Annotated in this window: 18 protein-coding genes; 15 read left to right on the forward strand and 3 right to left on the reverse strand. The window is 70.2% G+C overall.

Annotated features, from left to right (window positions below; translation table 11 throughout):
- Positions 1 to 19: 19 nt before the first annotated feature.
- Positions 20 to 676, reverse strand: coding sequence for a potassium channel family protein (locus HLK59_RS12540; protein WP_171141447.1), 657 nt, complete (start codon positions 674 to 676; stop codon positions 20 to 22).
- 67 nt (positions 677 to 743) lie between these two features.
- On the opposite strand from HLK59_RS12540, the gene HLK59_RS12545 reads away from it, so the two are divergent.
- Positions 744 to 1,304, forward strand: a complete 561-nt coding sequence (locus HLK59_RS12545) for an HIT domain-containing protein (RefSeq protein WP_171141448.1) — start codon at positions 744 to 746, stop codon at positions 1,302 to 1,304.
- Positions 1,305 to 1,308: 4 nt separating this feature from the next.
- On the opposite strand, the gene HLK59_RS12550 is transcribed toward HLK59_RS12545, so the two are convergent.
- Both HLK59_RS12550 and HLK59_RS12555 read right to left on the reverse strand, forming a co-directional pair.
- Positions 1,309 to 2,964, reverse strand: a complete 1,656-nt coding sequence (locus tag HLK59_RS12550) for a hypothetical protein (RefSeq protein ID WP_171141449.1) — start codon at positions 2,962 to 2,964, stop codon at positions 1,309 to 1,311.
- Between the two features lie 277 nt (positions 2,965 to 3,241).
- Positions 3,242 to 5,437 carry an elongation factor G-like protein EF-G2 gene (locus tag HLK59_RS12555; RefSeq protein WP_171141450.1) on the reverse strand — a complete coding sequence of 732 codons (2,196 nt, stop codon included), beginning with the start codon at positions 5,435 to 5,437 and terminating at the stop codon, positions 3,242 to 3,244.
- Between the two features lie 215 nt (positions 5,438 to 5,652).
- On the opposite strand from HLK59_RS12555, the gene pgsA reads away from it, so the two are divergent.
- The 14 genes from pgsA to HLK59_RS12625 all read left to right on the forward strand — a co-directional run bounded on the left by pgsA (position 5,653) and on the right by HLK59_RS12625 (position 18,048).
- Positions 5,653 to 6,381 (forward strand): phosphatidylinositol phosphate synthase, encoded by a 729-nt coding sequence (gene pgsA, locus HLK59_RS12560; protein ID WP_171141487.1) that lies wholly within the window; start codon positions 5,653 to 5,655, stop codon positions 6,379 to 6,381.
- Positions 6,378 to 7,286, forward strand: coding sequence for a phosphatidylinositol mannoside acyltransferase (locus tag HLK59_RS12565; protein ID WP_171141451.1), 909 nt, complete (start codon positions 6,378 to 6,380; stop codon positions 7,284 to 7,286). The genes pgsA and HLK59_RS12565 overlap by 4 nt, the downstream gene beginning before the upstream one ends.
- A complete protein-coding gene (locus tag HLK59_RS12570) occupies positions 7,283 to 8,452 on the forward strand; it encodes a glycosyltransferase family 4 protein (protein ID WP_171141452.1) in 1,170 nt (389 codons plus the stop codon). Before HLK59_RS12565 ends, HLK59_RS12570 begins: the two co-directional genes overlap by 4 nt.
- Before the next feature lie 44 nt (positions 8,453 to 8,496).
- Positions 8,497 to 9,039, forward strand: a complete 543-nt coding sequence (locus HLK59_RS12575) for a hypothetical protein (RefSeq protein WP_171141453.1) — start codon at positions 8,497 to 8,499, stop codon at positions 9,037 to 9,039.
- A gap of 116 nt (positions 9,040 to 9,155) precedes the next feature.
- Positions 9,156 to 10,061 carry a pyridoxal 5'-phosphate synthase lyase subunit PdxS gene (gene pdxS / locus HLK59_RS12580; RefSeq protein WP_171141454.1) on the forward strand — a complete coding sequence of 302 codons (906 nt, stop codon included), beginning with the start codon at positions 9,156 to 9,158 and terminating at the stop codon, positions 10,059 to 10,061.
- A gap of 7 nt (positions 10,062 to 10,068) precedes the next feature.
- Positions 10,069 to 10,680, forward strand: a complete 612-nt coding sequence (pdxT, locus tag HLK59_RS12585) for a pyridoxal 5'-phosphate synthase glutaminase subunit PdxT (RefSeq protein ID WP_171141455.1) — start codon at positions 10,069 to 10,071, stop codon at positions 10,678 to 10,680.
- 48 nt (positions 10,681 to 10,728) lie between these two features.
- Positions 10,729 to 11,481 (forward strand): YebC/PmpR family DNA-binding transcriptional regulator, encoded by a 753-nt coding sequence (locus tag HLK59_RS12590; protein WP_171141456.1) that lies wholly within the window; start codon positions 10,729 to 10,731, stop codon positions 11,479 to 11,481.
- Positions 11,482 to 11,599: 118 nt separating this feature from the next.
- The gene (ruvC, locus tag HLK59_RS12595; protein ID WP_171141457.1) at positions 11,600 to 12,139 is read left to right on the forward strand and encodes a crossover junction endodeoxyribonuclease RuvC; all 540 of its coding nucleotides are present in this window, start codon (positions 11,600 to 11,602) and stop codon (positions 12,137 to 12,139) included.
- Positions 12,136 to 12,741: a Holliday junction branch migration protein RuvA gene (ruvA, locus tag HLK59_RS12600; protein ID WP_171141458.1), complete on the forward strand. Its 606-nt coding sequence runs from the start codon at positions 12,136 to 12,138 to the stop codon at positions 12,739 to 12,741. Before ruvC ends, ruvA begins: the two co-directional genes overlap by 4 nt.
- Before the next feature lie 10 nt (positions 12,742 to 12,751).
- Entirely contained in the window at positions 12,752 to 13,822 is a 1,071-nt protein-coding gene (gene ruvB / locus HLK59_RS12605; protein ID WP_171141459.1) for a Holliday junction branch migration DNA helicase RuvB, read from the forward strand.
- A 174-nt stretch (positions 13,823 to 13,996) separates the two neighbouring features.
- Positions 13,997 to 14,503 carry a preprotein translocase subunit YajC gene (gene yajC / locus HLK59_RS12610; protein WP_171141460.1) on the forward strand — a complete coding sequence of 169 codons (507 nt, stop codon included), beginning with the start codon at positions 13,997 to 13,999 and terminating at the stop codon, positions 14,501 to 14,503.
- A 133-nt stretch (positions 14,504 to 14,636) separates the two neighbouring features.
- Complete coding sequence (secD, locus tag HLK59_RS12615; RefSeq protein WP_171141461.1) at positions 14,637 to 16,400, forward strand: protein translocase subunit SecD; 1,764 nt, start codon at positions 14,637 to 14,639, stop codon at positions 16,398 to 16,400.
- A gap of 2 nt (positions 16,401 to 16,402) precedes the next feature.
- Positions 16,403 to 17,512, forward strand: coding sequence for a protein translocase subunit SecF (gene secF, locus HLK59_RS12620; RefSeq protein WP_171141462.1), 1,110 nt, complete (start codon positions 16,403 to 16,405; stop codon positions 17,510 to 17,512).
- Positions 17,509 to 18,048 carry an adenine phosphoribosyltransferase gene (locus HLK59_RS12625; RefSeq protein WP_171141463.1) on the forward strand — a complete coding sequence of 180 codons (540 nt, stop codon included), beginning with the start codon at positions 17,509 to 17,511 and terminating at the stop codon, positions 18,046 to 18,048. Before secF ends, HLK59_RS12625 begins: the two co-directional genes overlap by 4 nt.
- Positions 18,049 to 18,168: the final 120 nt, after the last annotated feature.

Consider the following 18,168-nt stretch of genomic DNA (forward strand, 5'->3'; position numbering starts at 1 on the left):
TGAGGGGCCCCCGGGAGGTTCAGCCTCCCGGGGGCCCCTCGTCGTCCTCCCGCGCGAACACCTGGAGCAGCCAGGAGGCGAACGTGCCGGTGACCGCGCCCAGCAGTGCCAGTCCGATCGCCATGATCCCGACCGCGATCAGACGTCCCATGGGCGTGACGGGGGAGACGTCGCCGTAGCCGACGGTCGCGAGAGTGGCGCAGGTCCACCACACGGCGTCCCCGAAGGTGCGCATCGTCGCATCGGCGGCCCCCTGCTCCTGCTGGTAGACGGCGAGGGCACCCGTGAAGCCGAGCAGGAGCGTCGACAGACCGGCGTACACGATCACGCGCGCGTGCAGGGCTAGCCGGGGCCGCCCGTGCCGGCGCTGCACGGCCTCGTACACCTTGACCACCCGCAGTGGCCGCAGGAGAGGGAGCACCAGCACCAGGGTGTCCAGCCAGTGCGTCCGTACGAAACGCAGCCGCTGTCCGTCGAGCCGCCAGCGCACCGCGTAGTCGACCGCGAACAGCGCCCAGGCGGCCAGCGTCACCGCCAGGCACAGGTCCCGCCAGACGCCCGGCAGATCATGGGCCAGGACGCTGATCGCGTACGCGGCGAGGAACGCCAGGGACGCCAATGCGAGGGGGAACTCGGTGCGCCGCTCCCAGCGGGCCTTGGGGCTGTCATCGTCCACCGGCCCAGCTTGGCCCCAGGAGGTTTCGCCGCAACCCCGCCGACACGCCGCGAACGGGCGAAGCCATATGCTTCCCTGCATGACGAGTGAGCCGGAGCAGCAGTGGGGAGTGGGCACCCAGGACGCGTTCCAGCGTCTGTGGACGCCCCACCGGATGGCCTACATCCAGGGCGAGAACAAGCCGACCGGCCCGGGTGCCGACGACGGGTGTCCCTTCTGCTCCATCCCGGCCAAATCCGACGAGGACGGGCTGATCGTCCGGCGCGGTGAGCAGGTGTACGCGGTGCTGAATCTGTATCCGTACAACGGCGGCCACCTGATGGTCGTGCCCTACCGTCATGTCGCCGACTACACCGACCTGACCGAGCCGGAGACCATCGAGCTCGCCGCGCTCACCAAGCAGGCGATGACCGCGCTGCGCACCGCGTCCGGCGCCCACGGCTTCAACATCGGCATGAACCAGGGCACGGTGGCCGGCGCCGGTATCGCCGCCCACCTCCACCAGCACATCGTCCCGCGCTGGGGCGGCGACACGAACTTCATGCCGGTCGTCGGGCACACGCGGGTGCTGCCGCAGCTGCTCGCCGACACCCGCAAGATGCTGGCGGAGGCCTGGCCCGCCGCGTAGGGGGCTACGCGTCGTACAGGTCGGCCTTCCTCGGTGACGGGTCCTGCACCGCGCCGCTGAGGAACGACGACCGGTTGCCGAACTTCTCCGTGTCCACGCCGTTGTCCTCCAGGACCTTGATCGCCGCCGCGTGCACCACGCGCAGCACGGGCGTCGCGGCCCGCATCGCGTCGTCGGCCATGAAGCGGTGGCGCCACGGCTTGTCGGCCCAGACGTGCCGCAGACCGAACGGCTCGGGGAGCGAGATCGTCCCGCCGAGCCAGTTCAGCAGGGGCGGATACCAGGTCAGCGGGGCGCGCACGGTCAGTCGCACGACCTCGTTCGTGGGGACCAGCGGGAGTTTCACCTTGCGGGTCTCCCACGGCTTGAGCGACTTCTGGACGTCCTTCGTCGGGGCCTCGGACTTGCCCGTGAACAGCGAGTTCACCGGGCCGAGCGCATGGCCGGTCACCTCGATGCGCAACGTCTCGTGCAGCACGGTGACGGTGATCATCATCGTGAGGATCAGCTGGCCGTCCCACAGCGTCCACTGCACGCCGAGGTAGTGCCGGTCGCCACTGCCGAACTGCTGCTTGTTGCAGATGTCCTGTATCGAGTGCTGCCGGTGCTGGAACGCCTCGATGTCCCCGGACTGTTCGGTGCGCGCCACCCCCTTGGCGTTCTCACCGATCGGCGTGACGATCCAGTGGCGTATGGACGCCTTCGGGAAGCCGCCCGTGTTGATGGTGTTCCGCTCCAGCATGCGCAGCCTGGCCTCGATGTTGCGGATGACGTCCCAGCTGCGGAACGGGTGGATCTCCCGGGTCGGGTCGGCGGGGGTCAGGTCTTCGGCGAGCTGCCAGCTGCCCCAGCGGGTGCCCATGCCCAGGATGCCCTTGGGGCCGGCGTAGAAGACGGCGTTCGACTGCTGCTCGGTGGCCATCCTGGCCAAGGACTGGCGCTTCTGCTCGGCCTGGGTCTCGCCGGGGCTGCTCGGCACCGCCTCGGGGACCTCGGCGCCGACGCTGCTGCCGGCGATCAGCCCGTCCCAGCGGGCTCGCAGGTCCTTCGCGACGCTGTCGCAGATCTGCTTGGCCCAGAACCAGCCGAGGACGGGTGCGACCACGCACGCGCGTGCGTACCAGCCCCAGAAGCCCGTGAACGGCATCTTGACCAGGAAGACGACGGCGAGCGCGCCGACGCCGACGAGAAGCGCCGTGGCCACGGCGGAGGCCCGCTTGTTCGGGTTCTTGTCGATGGTGGTGCGGATCCCGAAGACCAGGAGCCACACCAGGAGGCCGGGCAGGAACAGCAGACCGCACAGCACCATGACGGTCGACAGGCGTCGGTCCCGTGCCCGGCGCAGACGGTACGCGGCCAGGCAGTGGTCGACGACCACCTGGGGCGCGGTCCCGAAGGACTGGATGAGCGGCTTGCGGCCCGGACCGATCATGCGGTCGATCACGGCTCGCGAGAACGCCTCACCGAGGTTGGGTTTGAACAGGCCGCCGGTCCACGACCGGCCCTCCGAGACCGTCGTCTCGTGCCACTCGCTGTTGGCCTTCTTGATGTCCTCGACCAGATTGTCCCGGTACGCGGCCGAGGCGAGGGCGAAGGTAGCCGTCTGGCTCTCGTCGCCGGTGCGGGGCACCTGTGGTCCGAAGACACTCTCAATGGTCATTCCCGCCCCCGATCGCCGCCATGCTCGCTCCTGCGGCCTTCCCGACTTCCTTGCCCCGCACACCTGTTGATCAGGCCGTCCCGGTATCCGGGCCCGACTTGATCACGGCCCTCAGCGTATCCGCCGCCGCCGACATTCGTCGGCGGACGGCCGAAGGCACCCTTTTCAGACTCGTTCGCCTACGGGGTGCTGGGCGCGCCCCTCCGCCTCGTTCGCGTCGCCGACTCGGAGGGGAGCGTTCCAGGAAAGCCACTTGTAGTGTGCCCCGCGCCAACTCCTAGGAGTCGCGCGCCTCTTCACGGATCCTTTCGGCGATCTGCGGCGGCATGGGTTCGTGCCGTGCGTAGGAGCGGTTGAAGCGTGCCGTGCCGTGTGACAGGGAGCGCAGGTCGACGGCGTACCGGCCGATCTCGATCTCCGGCACCTCGGCCTTGACGACGGTGCGGTTCCCGCTGGTCTGCTCGGTGCCGAGCACCCGGCCGCGCCGGCCGGACAGGTCGCTCATCACGGCTCCCACGTAGTCGTCGCCGACCAGGATGCTGACCTCGGCCACCGGTTCGAGGAGATGGATCCTCGCGTCCGCCGCCGCCTCCCGCAGCGCCAGCGCGCCCGCCGTCTGGAACGCGGCGTCGGAGGAATCCACCGAGTGCGCCTTGCCGTCGAGCAGTGTGATCCGCACGTCGATGAGCGCGTAGCCGGCCGCGACCCCCTTGGCGGCCTGGGCGCGCACGCCCTTCTCGACGGAGGGGATGAACTGCCGGGGCACCGCGCCGCCGACGACCTTGTCCACGAACTCGATGCCCGAGCCGCCCGGCAGGGGCTCCACCTCGATCGCGCAGATCGCGAACTGCCCGTGCCCGCCGGACTGCTTCACATGCCGGCCACGGCCCGCCGACCTGTCGGCGAACGTCTCCCGGAGGGAGACCTTGTGCGGGACGACGTCGACCTGGACGCCGTACCGGCTGCGCAGCCGCTCCAGCGCCACGTCGGCATGTGCCTCGCCCAGGCACCACAGGACCACCTGGTGGGTGTCCTGGTTCTGTTCGAGCCGCATGGTCGGATCCTCGGCCACCAGTCGGCTCAGGCCCTGCGAGAGCTTGTCCTCGTCGGCCTTGCTGTGCGCCTCGATGGCGAGCGGCAGCAGCGGGTCGGGCATCTCCCAGGGCTCCATCAGGAGCGGGTCGTCCTTGGCCGACAGGGTGTCGCCGGTCTCCGCACGGCTCAGCTTGGCCACGCACACGAGGTCGCCGGCGATGGCGTGGGTCACCGGGCGCTGCTGCTTGCCGAACGGGGTGGACAGCGCGCCGACGCGTTCGTCGACGTCGTGGTCCTCGTGCCCGCGGTCGGCCAGACCGTGTCCGGAGACGTGCACCGTCTCGTCGGGGCGCAGGGTGCCGGAGAAGATCCGGACGAGGGAGACACGGCCGACGTAGGGGTCGGAGGACGTCTTGACGACCTCCGCGACCAGCGGGCCGTCGGTGTCGCAGGCCTTCACCTCGCGCGGCTTGCCGTCGATGGTGGTGACACCCGGAGTGGGGTGCTCGAACGGCGTCGGGAAGCCCCGCGTGACGAGCTCCAGCACCTCGACCGTGCCGAGCCCCTGCTTGCCGCCCTCGGCCGCGGGGGCGGCGGCCAGGACGGGGAAGAAGACCCCGCGCGCCACGGCCCGCTCCAGGTCCTCGATCAGGGTCTTGACGTCGACCTCTTCACCGCCGAGGTAGCGGTCCATGAGGGTCTCGTCCTCGCTCTCGGCGATGATCCCCTCGATCAGCCGGTTGCGGGCCTCCTCGATCTCCGGCAGCTGCTCCTCGCCCGGCTCGGACTCCTTGCGCTCGCCCGAGGAGTAGTCGAACAGCTTCTGCGACAGCAGGCCGGTCAGACCGGTCACGGGCGCGTGCCCGTCCGGACCCTGGGGGCCGTGCAACGGCAGATACAGGGGGAGCACGGCGTCGGGGTCGTCCCCGCCGAACGCCTCCGCGCAGGTCCGCGTCATCTCCTCGAAGTCCGCCCGGGCGGCCTCCAGATGCGTGATCACGAGCGCGCGCGGCATGCCGACGGCCGCGCACTCCTCCCACACCATGCGGGTCGAGCCGTCCACCCCGTCGGAGGCCGAGACGACGAAAAGGGCCGCGTCCGCCGCTCGCAGACCGGCCCTCAGTTCCCCGACGAAGTCGGCGTATCCAGGGGTGTCGAGAAGATTGACCTTGATGCCGTCCCATTCGACGGGCACCAGGGAGAGCTGTACCGAACGGTTCTGCCGGTGCTCGATCTCGTCGTAGTCGGAGACGGTGCCGCCGTCCTCCACGCGGCCCGCCCTGTTCACCGCCCCCGCTGTCAGCGCGAGAGCTTCCACCAACGTCGTCTTGCCCGATCCGGAGTGGCCGACCAGCACCACATTCCGTACGGACGCGGGGTGGTCGGCCGCTGTTGCCCTGCCGGCGGCTCCGGGGTGTGCGTTCGCCTTGTCGCCCATGGCCTTGCCTCCCGTGCACGGTGAGGTCACTGTGGGCGCGGACATGCGGATCCGCGGCGATGGCGGCTCCGGCGACGCCCGCGGTTCTTCGAGCTTTCCACTCCGGTCACGGTGCGTCCATACGGCGGACGCGATCGTGCCGTTACCCGTATGCCATGCGGCCGTGACACGGGGCGCGAGTGCCCGGCGTTCGCACATGCGCGCGCGTGGCTACGATGGGCCAGCCGGTGGCCAGCAGGGGCCGCGCGGCCACACCGACCCTCGGGAAGGCCATGCTGAACAAGTACGCGCGTGCATTCTTCACGCGTGTCCTCACGCCGTTCGCCTCATTTCTCATCAGAAGGGGTGTCAGCCCCGACACGGTGACGCTGCTGGGTACCGCGGGGGTGGTCGCGGGGGCGCTGGTCTTCTTCCCCATGGGCGAGTTCTTCTGGGGCACGATCGTGATCACGCTGTTCGTGTTCTCGGACCTGGTCGACGGCAACATGGCCCGCCAGCTCGGCCGTTCCAGCCGCTGGGGCGCCTTCCTGGACTCCACCCTTGACCGGGTCGCCGACGGCGCGATCTTCGGCGGCTTCATCCTCTGGTACGCCGGTGGCGGCGACGATCTCGTGCTGTGCGCGGTCTCGATCTTCTGCCTGGCGAGCGGTCAGGTGGTGTCGTACACCAAGGCCCGGGGCGAGTCGATCGGGCTGCCGGTCGCCGTCAACGGTCTCGTCGAGCGGGCCGAGCGCCTGGTGATCTCCCTGGTCGCGGCCGGTCTCGCCGGTTTGCACAAGTTCGGTGTACCGGGCATCCAGTACCTGCTGCCGGTCGCTCTGTGGATCGTCGCCGTCGGCAGCCTGGTCACGCTGATCCAGCGCGTCGTCACGGTCCGCCGCGAGGCGGCCGAGGCGGACGCGACCGCCCCGCAGGAGACCCAGGGGAGCGAGGCGGCGAAGTGAGTGCCCAGGACCGGCTCACCGACGCGCTGTACGGCCTCGGCTGGGGAGTGGTGAAGAAGCTCCCCGAGCCGGTCGCCGTACGCCTCGGCCGGACCGTCGCCGATCTCGCCTGGAAACAGCGCGGCAAGGGCGTGCGGCGGCTGGAGAGCAACTACGCGCGCGTGGTGCCCGACGCGACCCCCGAGCGCCTCGCCGAGCTGTCCCGCGCGGGCATGCGCTCGTACCTGCGCTACTGGATGGAGTCCTTCCGGCTGCCCGCCTGGAGCACCGACCGCGTCAAGGCGGGGTTCGACCCCAAGGACGTGCACCACCTGACCGACGGGATCGCCTCCGACCGGGGCGTCATCCTGGCGCTGCCGCACATGGCCAACTGGGACCTCGCCGGTGCCTGGGTCACCACCAAGCTGGAGACACCGTTCACCACGGTCGCGGAACGGCTCAAGCCGGAGACGCTGTACGACCGTTTCGTCGCCTATCGCGAGGGACTCGGCATGGAGGTCCTGCCGCACAGCGGCGGCACCGCCTTCGGCACCCTGGCCCGGCGGCTGCGCGACGGCGGCCTGGTCTGCCTGGTCGCCGAGCGCGACCTGTCCTCTTCCGGCGTCGAGGTCCGGTTCTTCGGCGAGACGACCCGGATCCCCGCGGGCCCGGCGCTCCTCGCCCAGCAGACCGGCGCGCTGCTGCTGCCGGTGACGCTCTGGTACGACGACTCGCCCGTCATGCGGGGCAGGGTGCACCCCCCGGTCGAGGTACCCGAGACAGGTACCCGCGCCGAGAAGACGTCTGTCATGGCACAGGCGCTGGCCGATGCCTTCGCCTCGGGGATCGCCGACCATCCGGAGGACTGGCACATGCTGCAGCGGTTGTGGCTCAAGGATCTCGACCCCGGTAAGGGGCCCTCGTGAAGATCGGCATCGTCTGCCCGTACTCCTGGGACGTGCCGGGCGGCGTCCAGTTCCACATCCGCGATCTCGCCGCGTACTTCATCCGGCTCGGCCACGACGTGTCCGTGCTGGCCCCGGCCGACGACGACACCCCGCTGCCGCCCTACGTCGTCTCGGCGGGCCGCGCGGTGCCGGTGCCGTACAACGGCTCGGTGGCCCGGCTGAACTTCGGCTTCCTCAGCGCCGCGCGTGTGCGCCGCTGGCTGCACGACGGCGAGTTCGACGTCGTGCACATCCACGAGCCGTCCTCGCCCTCCCTGGGCCTGCTGGCCTGCTGGGCGGCGCAGGGCCCGCTCGTGGCGACCTTCCACACCTCCAACCCGCGCTCCAAGGCCATGATCGCCGCGTACTCGATCCTCCAGGCCGCCCTGGAGAAGATCAGCGCGCGCATCGCGGTGAGCGAGTACGCCCGCCGCACACTGGTGGAGCACCTCGGCGGGGACGCGGTCGTCATCCCGAACGGCGTCGACGTCGACTTCTTCGCCAAGGCCGAGCCCAACCCCGAGTGGCAGGGCGACACCCTCGGCTTCGTCGGACGCATCGACGAGCCCCGCAAGGGCCTGCCGGTGCTGATGAAGGCCCTGCCGAAGATCCTCGCCGAGCGCCCGCAGACCCGGCTCCTGGTCGCCGGGCGCGGTGACGCGGAGGAGGCCGTGGAGAGCCTGCCGGCGGAGCTGCGCTCGCGCGTGGAGTTCCTCGGCATGGTCAGCGACGAGGACAAGGCGCGCTTCCTGCGCAGCGTCGACGTCTACGTCGCCCCCAACACCGGCGGCGAGAGCTTCGGGATCATCCTGGTCGAGGCGATGTCGGCGGGGGCCCCGGTGCTCGCCTCGGACCTGGACGCCTTCGCCCAGGTGCTCGACCAGGGCGCGGCGGGCGAACTCTTCGCCAACGAGGACGCCGACGCGCTGGCCGACGCGGCGCTGCGGCTGCTGGCCGATCCGGAGCGGCGGGCCGAACTGCGGGAGCGCGGGAGCGCCCACGTACGGCGGTTCGACTGGTCGACGGTGGGCGCGGACATCCTGTCCGTGTACGAGACGGTGACGGCGGGCGCGGCGGCGGTGGCGGCGGCCGAGGACGACCGCACCACGGGCCTGTTGTCGCGGCTCGGGCTGGCGCGGGACTGAGGGGCGCGTAGGGCCGGCGCCGTACGTCGGTAACCTTTGCGCCCGTGACCCCAACCCTCATCTGGATCCTCGTCGCCCTGATCGCGATCGGCCTCTACTTGAGCTGGACCGCAGGACGACTGGACCGGCTGCACACCCGGATCGACGCCGCCCGGGCCGCGCTGGACGCGCAGCTGCTGCGGCGCGCCTCGGTGACCCAGGAACTGGCGACCTCCGGTGTCCTCGACCCGGCCGCCTCGATCGTGCTCTACGAGGCGGCGCACGCCGCGCGGCAGGCCGAGGAGGAGCAACGGGAGGTCGCCGAGAGCGAGCTGAGCCAGGCCCTGCGGGCCGTCTTCGCGGAGACACCGCAGGTGGAGACGGTGCGGGAGGCGCCCGGGGGAGTGGAAGCGATCCGGGAACTGACCGAGGCGGTGCGCCGGGTGCCGATGGCCCGGCGCTTCCACAACGACGCCGTACGGGCCGCCCGTGCCCTGCGGCGCCACCGCAAGGTCCGCTGGTTCCGGCTGGCGGGGCACGCCCCGTTCCCGATGGCGTTCGAGATGGACGACGAGCCTCCCGTGGCCCTGGTGGACCGGGCCGCATAGCCGCGCCCGCTCGCAAAACGATCCACCGCCTCCTCATTGGCCCTTGCTGTGGACTGCTCTCTTCACGTTTCCTCGGTGCTGCAGAAATCCTCTTTTCACATCAGCGAGGTCAACCCGTGTCCATCACCGAGAACCAGGCTCCCGAGACCGGCACCGCCCGTGTGAAGCGCGGCATGGCCGAGCAGCTCAAGGGCGGCGTGATCATGGACGTGGTCAACGCCGAGCAGGCGAAGATCGCCGAGGACGCCGGCGCCGTGGCCGTCATGGCCCTGGAGCGGGTCCCCGCCGACATCCGCAAGGACGGCGGCGTGGCCCGGATGTCGGACCCCAACATGATCGAGGAGATCATCGAGGCGGTCTCCATCCCCGTGATGGCCAAGTCCCGCATCGGCCACTTCGTCGAGGCGCAGGTCCTTCAGTCGCTCGGCGTCGACTACATCGACGAGTCCGAGGTCCTCACCCCGGCCGACGAGGTCAACCACTCCGACAAGTGGGCGTTCACGACCCCCTTCGTCTGCGGCGCCACCAACCTGGGCGAGGCCCTGCGCCGGATCGCCGAGGGCGCGGCCATGATCCGCTCCAAGGGCGAGGCCGGCACCGGCAACGTCGTCGAGGCCGTGCGTCACCTGCGCCAGATCAAGAACGAGATCGCCCGTCTGCGCGGCTACGACAACAACGAGCTGTACGCCGCCGCCAAGGAGCTGCGCGCCCCCTACGAGCTCGTCAAGGAAGTCTCCGAGCTGGGCAAGCTCCCGGTGGTCCTGTTCTCCGCCGGTGGCGTCGCCACCCCGGCCGACGCCGCCCTGATGCGCCAGCTCGGCGCCGAGGGCGTCTTCGTCGGCTCCGGCATCTTCAAGTCCGGCGACCCGGCCAAGCGCGCCGCCGCCATCGTGAAGGCCACCACCTTCTACGACGACCCGAAGATCATCGCGGACGCGTCCCGCAACCTCGGCGAGGCCATGGTCGGCATCAACTGCGACACCCTCCCCGAGGCCGAGCGCTACGCCAACCGCGGCTGGTAACCACCCCATGTCGAACGAAGCCCCTGTCATCGGCGTCCTGGCTCTCCAGGGCGACGTACGGGAGCACCTCATCGCCCTGGCCGCGGCGGACGCCGTGGCCAGGCCGGTCAGGCGCCCCGAGGAACTCGCCGAGATCCACGGCCTGGTCATCCCCGGCGGGGAGTCCACGACGATCTCCAAACTGGCCGTCCTGTTCGGCGTGATGGAGCCGCTCCGCGCGCGCGTGCGTGCCGGAATGCCTGTCTACGGCACCTGCGCGGGCATGATCATGCTGGCCGACAAGATCCTCGACCCGCGCTCGGGCCAGGAGACGATCGGCGGCATCGACATGATCGTGCGCCGCAACGCCTTCGGCCGGCAGAACGAGTCCTTCGAAGCGACGGTCGACGTCGCGGGCGTCGAGGGCGATGCTGTAGAGGGCGTCTTCATCCGCGCCCCCTGGGTCGAGTCCGTCGGCGCCGAGACCGAGGTGCTCGCCGAGCACGACGGCCACATCGTCGCGGTCCGCCAGGGCAACGCGCTCGCCACGTCGTTCCATCCGGAGCTGACCGGCGACCACCGCGTGCACTCCCTGTTCGTCGACATGGTGCGCGCGAACCGGACGGCGGAGTCCTTGTAGGATCTCTGCGTTCGTTGTTTGGATGGGTTACGCGAAGGAGACAGGCAGATGTCCGGCCACTCTAAATGGGCTACGACGAAGCACAAGAAGGCCGTGATCGACGCCAAGCGCGGCAAGCTCTTCGCGAAGATGATCAAGAACATCGAGGTCGCCGCCCGCACCGGCGGCGCCGACGTGTCCGGCAACCCGACGCTGTTCGACGCCATCCAGAAGGCCAAGAAGAGCTCGGTCCCCAACAAGAACATCGACTCCGCGGTCAAGCGCGGCGCCGGTCTCGAGGCGGGTGGCGCCGACTACGAGACGATCATGTACGAGGGCTACGGCCCGAACGGTGTCGCGGTGCTCATCGAGTGCCTCACCGACAACCGCAACCGTGCCGCCTCGGACGTGCGTGTCGCCATGACCCGCAACGGCGGTTCGATGGCCGACCCGGGCTCCGTCTCGTACCTCTTCAACCGCAAGGGCGTCGTGATCGTCGCCAAGGGCGAGCTGACCGAGGACGACGTCCTGGGAGCCGTCCTGGACGCGGGTGCCGAGGAAGTCAACGACCTCGGTGAGTCCTTCGAGATCCTCTCCGAGGCCACCGACCTGGTCGCGGTCCGCACCGCACTCCAGGAAGCCGGGATCGACTACGACTCCGCCGACGCCAACTTCGTCCCGACCATGCAGGTCGAGCTCGACGAGGAAGGCGCCCGGAAGATCTTCAAGCTGATCGACGCCCTCGAGGACAGCGACGACGTGCAGAACGTCTTCGCCAACTTCGACGTCAGCGACGAGGTCATGGAGAAGGTCGACGCGTAGCGCTGCCGCGAACCGAGCGGATCCGGCGGGCCGGTGGGACACACCCCACCGGCCCGCCGCCGTTGTCGGTGGCAGCAGATAGCCTGCACAAACAGGCGATCGAGCGGGAGGGGGCGCGGTGCGGGTACTCGGGGTGGACCCCGGACTCACGAGGTGCGGTGTGGGTGTGGTCGAGGGGGTCGCCGGACGACCGCTCACCATGATCGGCGTCGGCGTCGTACGGACGCCCGCCGACGCCGAGTTGGGGCAGCGGCTCGTCGCCATCGAGCAGGGCATCGAGCAGTGGCTCGACGAGCACCGGCCCGAATTCGTCGCCGTGGAGCGGGTGTTCAGCCAGCACAACGTACGGACCGTGATGGGCACCGCCCAGGCCAGCGCCGTCGCCATGCTCTGCGCCGCCCGCCGCGGCATCCCCGTCGCCCTGCACACCCCCAGCGAGGTCAAGGCCGCCGTCACCGGCAGCGGCCGCGCCGACAAGGCCCAGGTCGGCGCGATGGTCACCCGCCTGCTCCGGCTCGACGCACCGCCCAAGCCCGCCGACGCAGCCGACGCCCTCGCGCTCGCCATCTGCCACATCTGGCGCGCCCCCGCACAGAACCGGCTCCAGCAGGCGGTCGCCCTGCACGCAGCCAACGCAACGAAAGGCCGTACGGCATGATCGCCTTCGTGAGCGGCACGATCGCCGCACTCGCCCCCGACGCCGCAGTCGTCGAGGTCGGCGGTGTCGGCATGGCCGTGCAGTGCACGCCGAACACCCTGTCCACCCTCCGCCTGGGCAAGCCGGCCAAGCTCGCCACCTCCCTCGTCGTACGGGAGGACTCGCTGACCCTGTACGGCTTCGTGGACGACGACGAACGCCAGGTCTTCGAACTCCTCCAGACCGCGAGCGGCGTCGGCCCCCGCCTGGCCCAGTCGATGCTCGCCGTGCACACCCCCGACGCGCTGCGCCAAGCCGTCTCGACCGGCGACGAAAAGGCGCTGATCGCCGTCCCCGGTATCGGCAAGAAGGGCGCCCAGAAGCTGCTCATCGAACTCAAGGACCGGCTCGGCACGCCGATCGGCGCGCCCGTGGTCGGCGCCCCGGTCAGCCAGGGCTGGCGCGACCAGCTGCACGCCGCCCTGATCGGGCTCGGCTACGCCACCCGTGAGGCGGACGAGGCGGTCGCGGCCGTCGCCCCGCAGGCAGAGGCCGCCGAGGGCACCCCGCAGGTGGGCCAGCTGCTGAAGGCCGCCCTTCAGACCCTGAACCGCGCCCGCTAGGAGAACGTCAGTGAACTGGGACGACACCACCGACGCGACCGCCCCCGAGCGGCTGGTGGGCTCTGTCGCCGACCGTGAGGACCAGGCCGTGGAGGCCGCCCTGCGGCCCAAGGACCTGGACGAGTTCATCGGCCAGGAGAAGGTCCGCGAACAGCTCGACCTCGTCCTGCGCGCCGCACGCGCGCGCGGCGCCACCGCCGACCACGTGCTGCTCTCCGGCGCCCCCGGCCTGGGCAAGACCACCCTCTCGATGATCATCGCGGCCGAGATGGGCGCCCCCATCCGCATCACCTCGGGCCCCGCCATCCAGCACGCCGGCGACCTGGCCGCGATCCTCTCCTCGCTCCAGGAGGGCGAGGTCCTCTTCCTCGACGAGATCCACCGCATGTCCCGGCCCGCCGAGGAGATGCTGTACATGGCGATGGAGGACTTCCGCGTCGACGTGATCGTCGGCAAGGGCCCGGGCGCCACCGCCATCCCCCTCGAACTGCCGCCGTTCACCCTGGTCGGCGCCACCACGCGCGCGGGACTGCTGCCACCCCCGCTGCGCGACCGCTTCGGCTTCACCGCGCACATGGAGTTCTACGAGCCCGCCGAGCTGGAGCGCGTCATCCACCGCTCCGCGAACCTCCTCGACGTCGAGATCGACACCGCCGGCGCCGCCGAGATCGCCGGCCGCTCCCGCGGCACACCCCGTATCGCCAACCGGCTGCTGCGCCGGGTGCGGGACTACGCCCAGGTCAAGGCGGACGGGTTCATCACGCGTGACATCGCGGCGGCAGCGCTGAAGGTCTACGAGGTCGACGCCCGCGGCCTCGACCGCCTGGACCGCGGAGTCCTGGAGGCCCTGCTCAAGCTGTTCGGCGGCGGCCCGGTCGGCCTGTCCACCCTCGCGGTCGCCGTGGGGGAGGAGCGCGAGACCGTCGAGGAGGTCGCCGAGCCCTTCCTCGTACGCGAGGGTCTGCTGGCCCGCACCCCCCGTGGTCGCGTCGCCACTCCCGCCGCATGGGTGCACCTCGGCCTCACCCCGCCCCGCTCCGCGGCCACAGGAAACGGACAAGGAGACCTGTTCGGGACGTGATGCCTTTGTGACGGCGCGGGATTGGCCGGGCCAGGAACCCGGGTGCCATGCTGAGCGTTGTTCCCTGCACGCGGACTCGCTTAGACTCCGCCGATGCCGCCTTTGTCGGCGGCGCGCATACCCCCAACCATCAGGCCGCTCACCATCGCGGTCACGTGAAGGAAGTACCGACCCGTGAGTCTCGTGACCCTCCTCCCGTTCGTCGTGCTCATCGGGGCCATGTTCCTGATGACCCGGTCGGCGAAGAAGAAGCAGCAAGCGGCCGCCGACATGCGGAACCAGCTGGAGCCCGGCAGCGGCATCCGCACCATCGGGGGCATGTACGCCACGGTCAAGGAGGTCAACGACGACACGATCCTCGTCGACGCGGGCCCGGGCGTGGAACTCCTCTTCGCGAAGAACGCGATCGGTGCCGTCCTGACGGACGACGAGTACAACCGCATCGTCCACGGTGTCGAGCACGACCTGAAGACCGACGTCGTTCCCGACGACGCCTCCTCCCTCACCGAGACCGACGAGTCCGTCGACGACGAAGCTGCCGCCGCCTCCGACGACGACAAGTCCGTTGACCTCGGCAAGAAGGACGAGCCCGCCGACGAGACCGAGCCGGCCGCCGAGGCCGCCGAGGCGAAGACGGACGACGAGCCGAAGAAGACCGACGGCGACTCCGACGCGAAGTAGCCGTACCCCGGGGCGCGTGGGCCAGGCCTGCGCGCCCTCGGACGTACGCAGCTCGCACGGGATCCCGACACCATGTCATGGTCGCCCGCCCGATGACCCGGCGTGAGGCGGCCCGAGAGGGAGATACGAGAAGGTGGCAGCACCCAAGAGGGGCCGGAGCGCGAGTGCCCAGAGCAAGCCAGGGCGCTCGCTGGCCCTGATCCTGATCGCCATCGTGGCGCTCACCGGAGGCATGTTCGCCTCCGGTCACACCAAGCCGCGTCTCGGTATCGACCTCGCCGGCGGTACCAGCATCACGCTGGAGGCGAAGGCCGACCAAGGGTCCGCGATCAACAAGGCCAACATGGACACCGCGGTCGAGATCATGAACCGCCGTGTCAATGGCCTGGGCGTCTCCGAGGCGGAGGTGCAGACCCAGGGCGACCGCAACATCATCGTGAACATCCCCAAGGGCACCAACTCCAAGGAAGCCCGGGACCAGGTCGGCACCACCGCGAAGCTGTACTTCCGTCCGGTGCTGGCCCAGGAGGCCACCGGCGCCGCCGCCGCGACGGCCTCGCCGAGCGCGTCCTCCAGCGGTTCCTCCAGCGCCTCGCCGAGCCCCTCCACCAGCGAGTCGGCCACCACGGGTGAGAAGGCGACCTCGTCGAGCTCCCCGTCGGCCTCCGCCACCACGCAGGGTCGCGCCGCCTCCGACGCGCTGAAGGCCGACCCGACCCCGTCGGGATCCGCCTCCGCCTCCGCCTCGGCCTCCGCGAGCCCCTCCGCCTCCGCGAGCACCGGCACCTCCGCCGACGCCAAGCTCCAGGCCGCGTACACCGCTCTCGACTGCTCCAAGCAGGCACAGCGCAACAAGGCCGGCGACGGCGTCAAGCCCGAGGACTCCACCGTGGGCTGCGGCGAGATCAACGGCGTCTGGTACAAGTACCTGCTCGGCCCGGCCGCCGTCGCCGGCACCGAGGTCGACAAGGCCCAGGCCATCTACGACACGCAGACCGCCGCCGGTTGGCAGGTCACGATGGACTTCAACAAGAGCGGCGCCAAGAAGTTCGCCGACATCACCGGCCAGCTCGCCCAGAACACCCTGCCGCAGAACGAGTTCGGCATCGTCCTCGACGGCCAGGTCGTCTCCAGCCCGACCGTCAGCCAGTCCATCACCGGCGGCCAGGCCCAGATCTCCGGCAGCTTCACGCAGGAGGAGGCCCAGAGCCTCGCCAACATGCTGTCGTACGGCGCGCTCCCGCTCTCCTTCCAGGAGCAGAGCGTGACCACGGTGACCGCCGCGCTCGGCACCGACCAGCTGCACGCCGGTCTGCTCGCCGGTGCGATCGGCCTCGCGCTGGTCATCCTGTACCTGGTGTTCTACTACCGGGGTCTGTCGCTCGTCGCGATCGCCTCGCTGCTGGTCTCCGGCATCCTGACCTATGTGCTCATGGCGCTGCTCGGCCCGGCCATCGGCTTCGCGCTGAACCTGCCGGCCGTGTGCGGTGCCATCGTCGCCATCGGTATCACCGCGGACTCGTTCATCGTGTACTTCGAACGCATCCGCGACGAGATCCGTGAGGGCCGCTCCCTGCGCCCCGCCGTCGAGCGGGCCTGGCCGCGTGCCCGGCGCACCATCCTGGTCTCCGACTTCGTGTCGTTCCTCGCCGCCGCGGTGCTGTTCATCGTCACCGTCGGCAAGGTCCAGGGCTTCGCGTTCACGCTGGGTCTGACCACCGTCCTCGACGTCGTCGTGGTCTTCTTCTTCACCAAGCCGCTGATGACGCTCCTGGCCCGCCGCCCGTTCTTCTCGAGTGGCAACAAGTGGTCCGGCCTCGACCCGAAGAGCCTGGGTGCCCAGCCGCCACTGCGGCGCACCCGCCGTCCCGCCCCCGTTGAGACGAAGGAGGCGTGAGCATGTCGAAACTCGGCAACCTCGGCGCCCGACTGCACCGTGGCGAGATCAGTTACGACTTCGTCGGCCACCGCAAGCTCTGGTACGGCATCTCGATCCTGATCACCATCACGGCCATCGTCGGCCTGGCGGTGCGCGGCCTGAACATGGGCATCGACTTCCAGGGCGGCGCCGTCTTCACGACCGAGAAGACCAGCGTCTCGGTCTCCCAGGCCCAGGACTACGCGGAAGAGGCCTCCGGCCACGACGCCGTCGTGCAGAAGCTCGGCAACGGCACGCTGCGCATCCAGATCGCCGGCATGGACACCACGCAGTCCGACGAGATCAAGAACAAGCTCGCGGCGGACTTCAAGGTCGACCCGGAGAAGATCGCCGCCGACCTCGTCGGGCCCAGCTGGGGCGACCAGATCGCCAACAAGGCCTGGCAGGGTCTGGCGATCTTCATGGTCCTGGTGGTGATCTATCTGGCGATCGCCTTCGAGTGGCGTATGGCCATCGCGGCGCTCATCGCCCTGATCCACGACATCACCATCACCGTCGGCATCTACGCCCTCGTCGGCTTCGAGGTCACACCGGGCACGGTGATCGGTCTGCTGACCATCCTCGGTTACTCGCTCTACGACACGGTGGTCGTCTTCGACTCCCTCAAGGAGCAGACGAAGGACATCACCAAGCAGACCCGCTGGACCTACAGCGACGTCGCCAACCGCTCGATCAACGGCACCCTGGTCCGCTCCATCAACACCACGGTCGTCGCGCTGCTGCCGGTGGCGGGCCTGCTGTTCATCGGTGGCGGCTTCCTCGGCGCGGGCACGCTCAACGACATCTCACTGTCGCTGTTCGTCGGCCTCGCCGCCGGTGCGTACTCCTCGATCTTCATCGCCACACCGCTCGTCGCCGACCTCAAGGAACTCGAGCCGGAGATGAAGTCCCTCAGGAAGCGGGTCCTGGCCAAGCGCGCCCAGGCCACCACGGAGGAGGGCCAGGCGCAGGCCCGCGGCGAGGACCCGCACGGTGACGAGCCGGAGGACGCCCACGCGGTCGTCGGCCCGCGCACCCAGCCCGCCTCGCGCAACCGGGGTCGCGGCCGCCCCTCGGGGAAGCGGCGATGACCGGCATCAAGGAGCTGCTGTCCTCCCGCATCCGTGATGTGGCCGACTACCCGGAGCCGGGGGTGATGTTCAAGGACATCACCCCGCTCCTGGCGGACCCGGCGGCCTTCACCGCCCTGACCGACGCGCTCGCGGAGATCGCCGGGCGCACCGGCGCCACCAAGGTCGTCGGTCTGGAGGCCCGCGGCTTCATCCTCGGCGCCCCGGTGGCCGTCCGCGCGGGCCTCGGCTTCATCCCCGTACGCAAGGCGGGCAAGCTCCCCGGAGCGACCCTCGGCCAGGCGTACGACCTGGAGTACGGCTCCGCGGAGATCGAGGTGCACGCGGAGGACCTGTCGTCGGACGACCGCATCCTGATCATCGACGACGTCCTGGCCACGGGCGGCACCGCCGAGGCCTCGATCCAGCTCATCCGCCGCGCGGGCGCCGAGGTCGCGGGCCTGGCGGTCCTGATGGAGCTCGGCTTCCTGGCAGGCCGCGCCCGTCTGGAACCGGCGCTGGCGGGCGCTCCGCTGGAAGCGCTCCTGGTGGTCTGAGACCGACACAGATCTCACGAGAACGGCCGTCCCGGTATACCCGGGGCGGCCGTTTCGCGCCCCTGAAGGGGCACGGGGCTGTATCCGGCATGCGGCTCCGCCGCGTGGGCGCGACCAGCC

The organism is Streptomyces sp. S3(2020), assembly GCF_013044505.1.
Classification (GTDB): domain Bacteria; phylum Actinomycetota; class Actinomycetes; order Streptomycetales; family Streptomycetaceae; genus Streptomyces.

What these genes read in the sequence shown, in the direction of transcription:
- HLK59_RS12545 (WP_171141448.1), top strand. Translation starts at nt 744, where the DNA reads ATGCTTCCCTGCATGACGAGTGAGCCGGAGCAGCAGTGGGGAGTGGGC.
- HLK59_RS12550 (WP_171141449.1), bottom strand. Translation starts at nt 2,964, where the DNA reads ATGACCATTGAGAGTGTCTTCGGACCACAGGTGCCCCGCACCGGCGAC.
- HLK59_RS12555 (WP_171141450.1), bottom strand. Translation starts at nt 5,437, where the DNA reads ATGGGCGACAAGGCGAACGCACACCCCGGAGCCGCCGGCAGGGCAACA.
- pgsA (WP_171141487.1), top strand. Translation starts at nt 5,653, where the DNA reads ATGGGCCAGCCGGTGGCCAGCAGGGGCCGCGCGGCCACACCGACCCTC.
- pdxT (WP_171141455.1), top strand. Translation starts at nt 10,069, where the DNA reads ATGTCGAACGAAGCCCCTGTCATCGGCGTCCTGGCTCTCCAGGGCGAC.
- HLK59_RS12590 (WP_171141456.1), top strand. Translation starts at nt 10,729, where the DNA reads ATGTCCGGCCACTCTAAATGGGCTACGACGAAGCACAAGAAGGCCGTG.
- ruvA (WP_171141458.1), top strand. Translation starts at nt 12,136, where the DNA reads ATGATCGCCTTCGTGAGCGGCACGATCGCCGCACTCGCCCCCGACGCC.
- secF (WP_171141462.1), top strand. Translation starts at nt 16,403, where the DNA reads ATGTCGAAACTCGGCAACCTCGGCGCCCGACTGCACCGTGGCGAGATC.
- HLK59_RS12625 (WP_171141463.1), top strand. Translation starts at nt 17,509, where the DNA reads ATGACCGGCATCAAGGAGCTGCTGTCCTCCCGCATCCGTGATGTGGCC.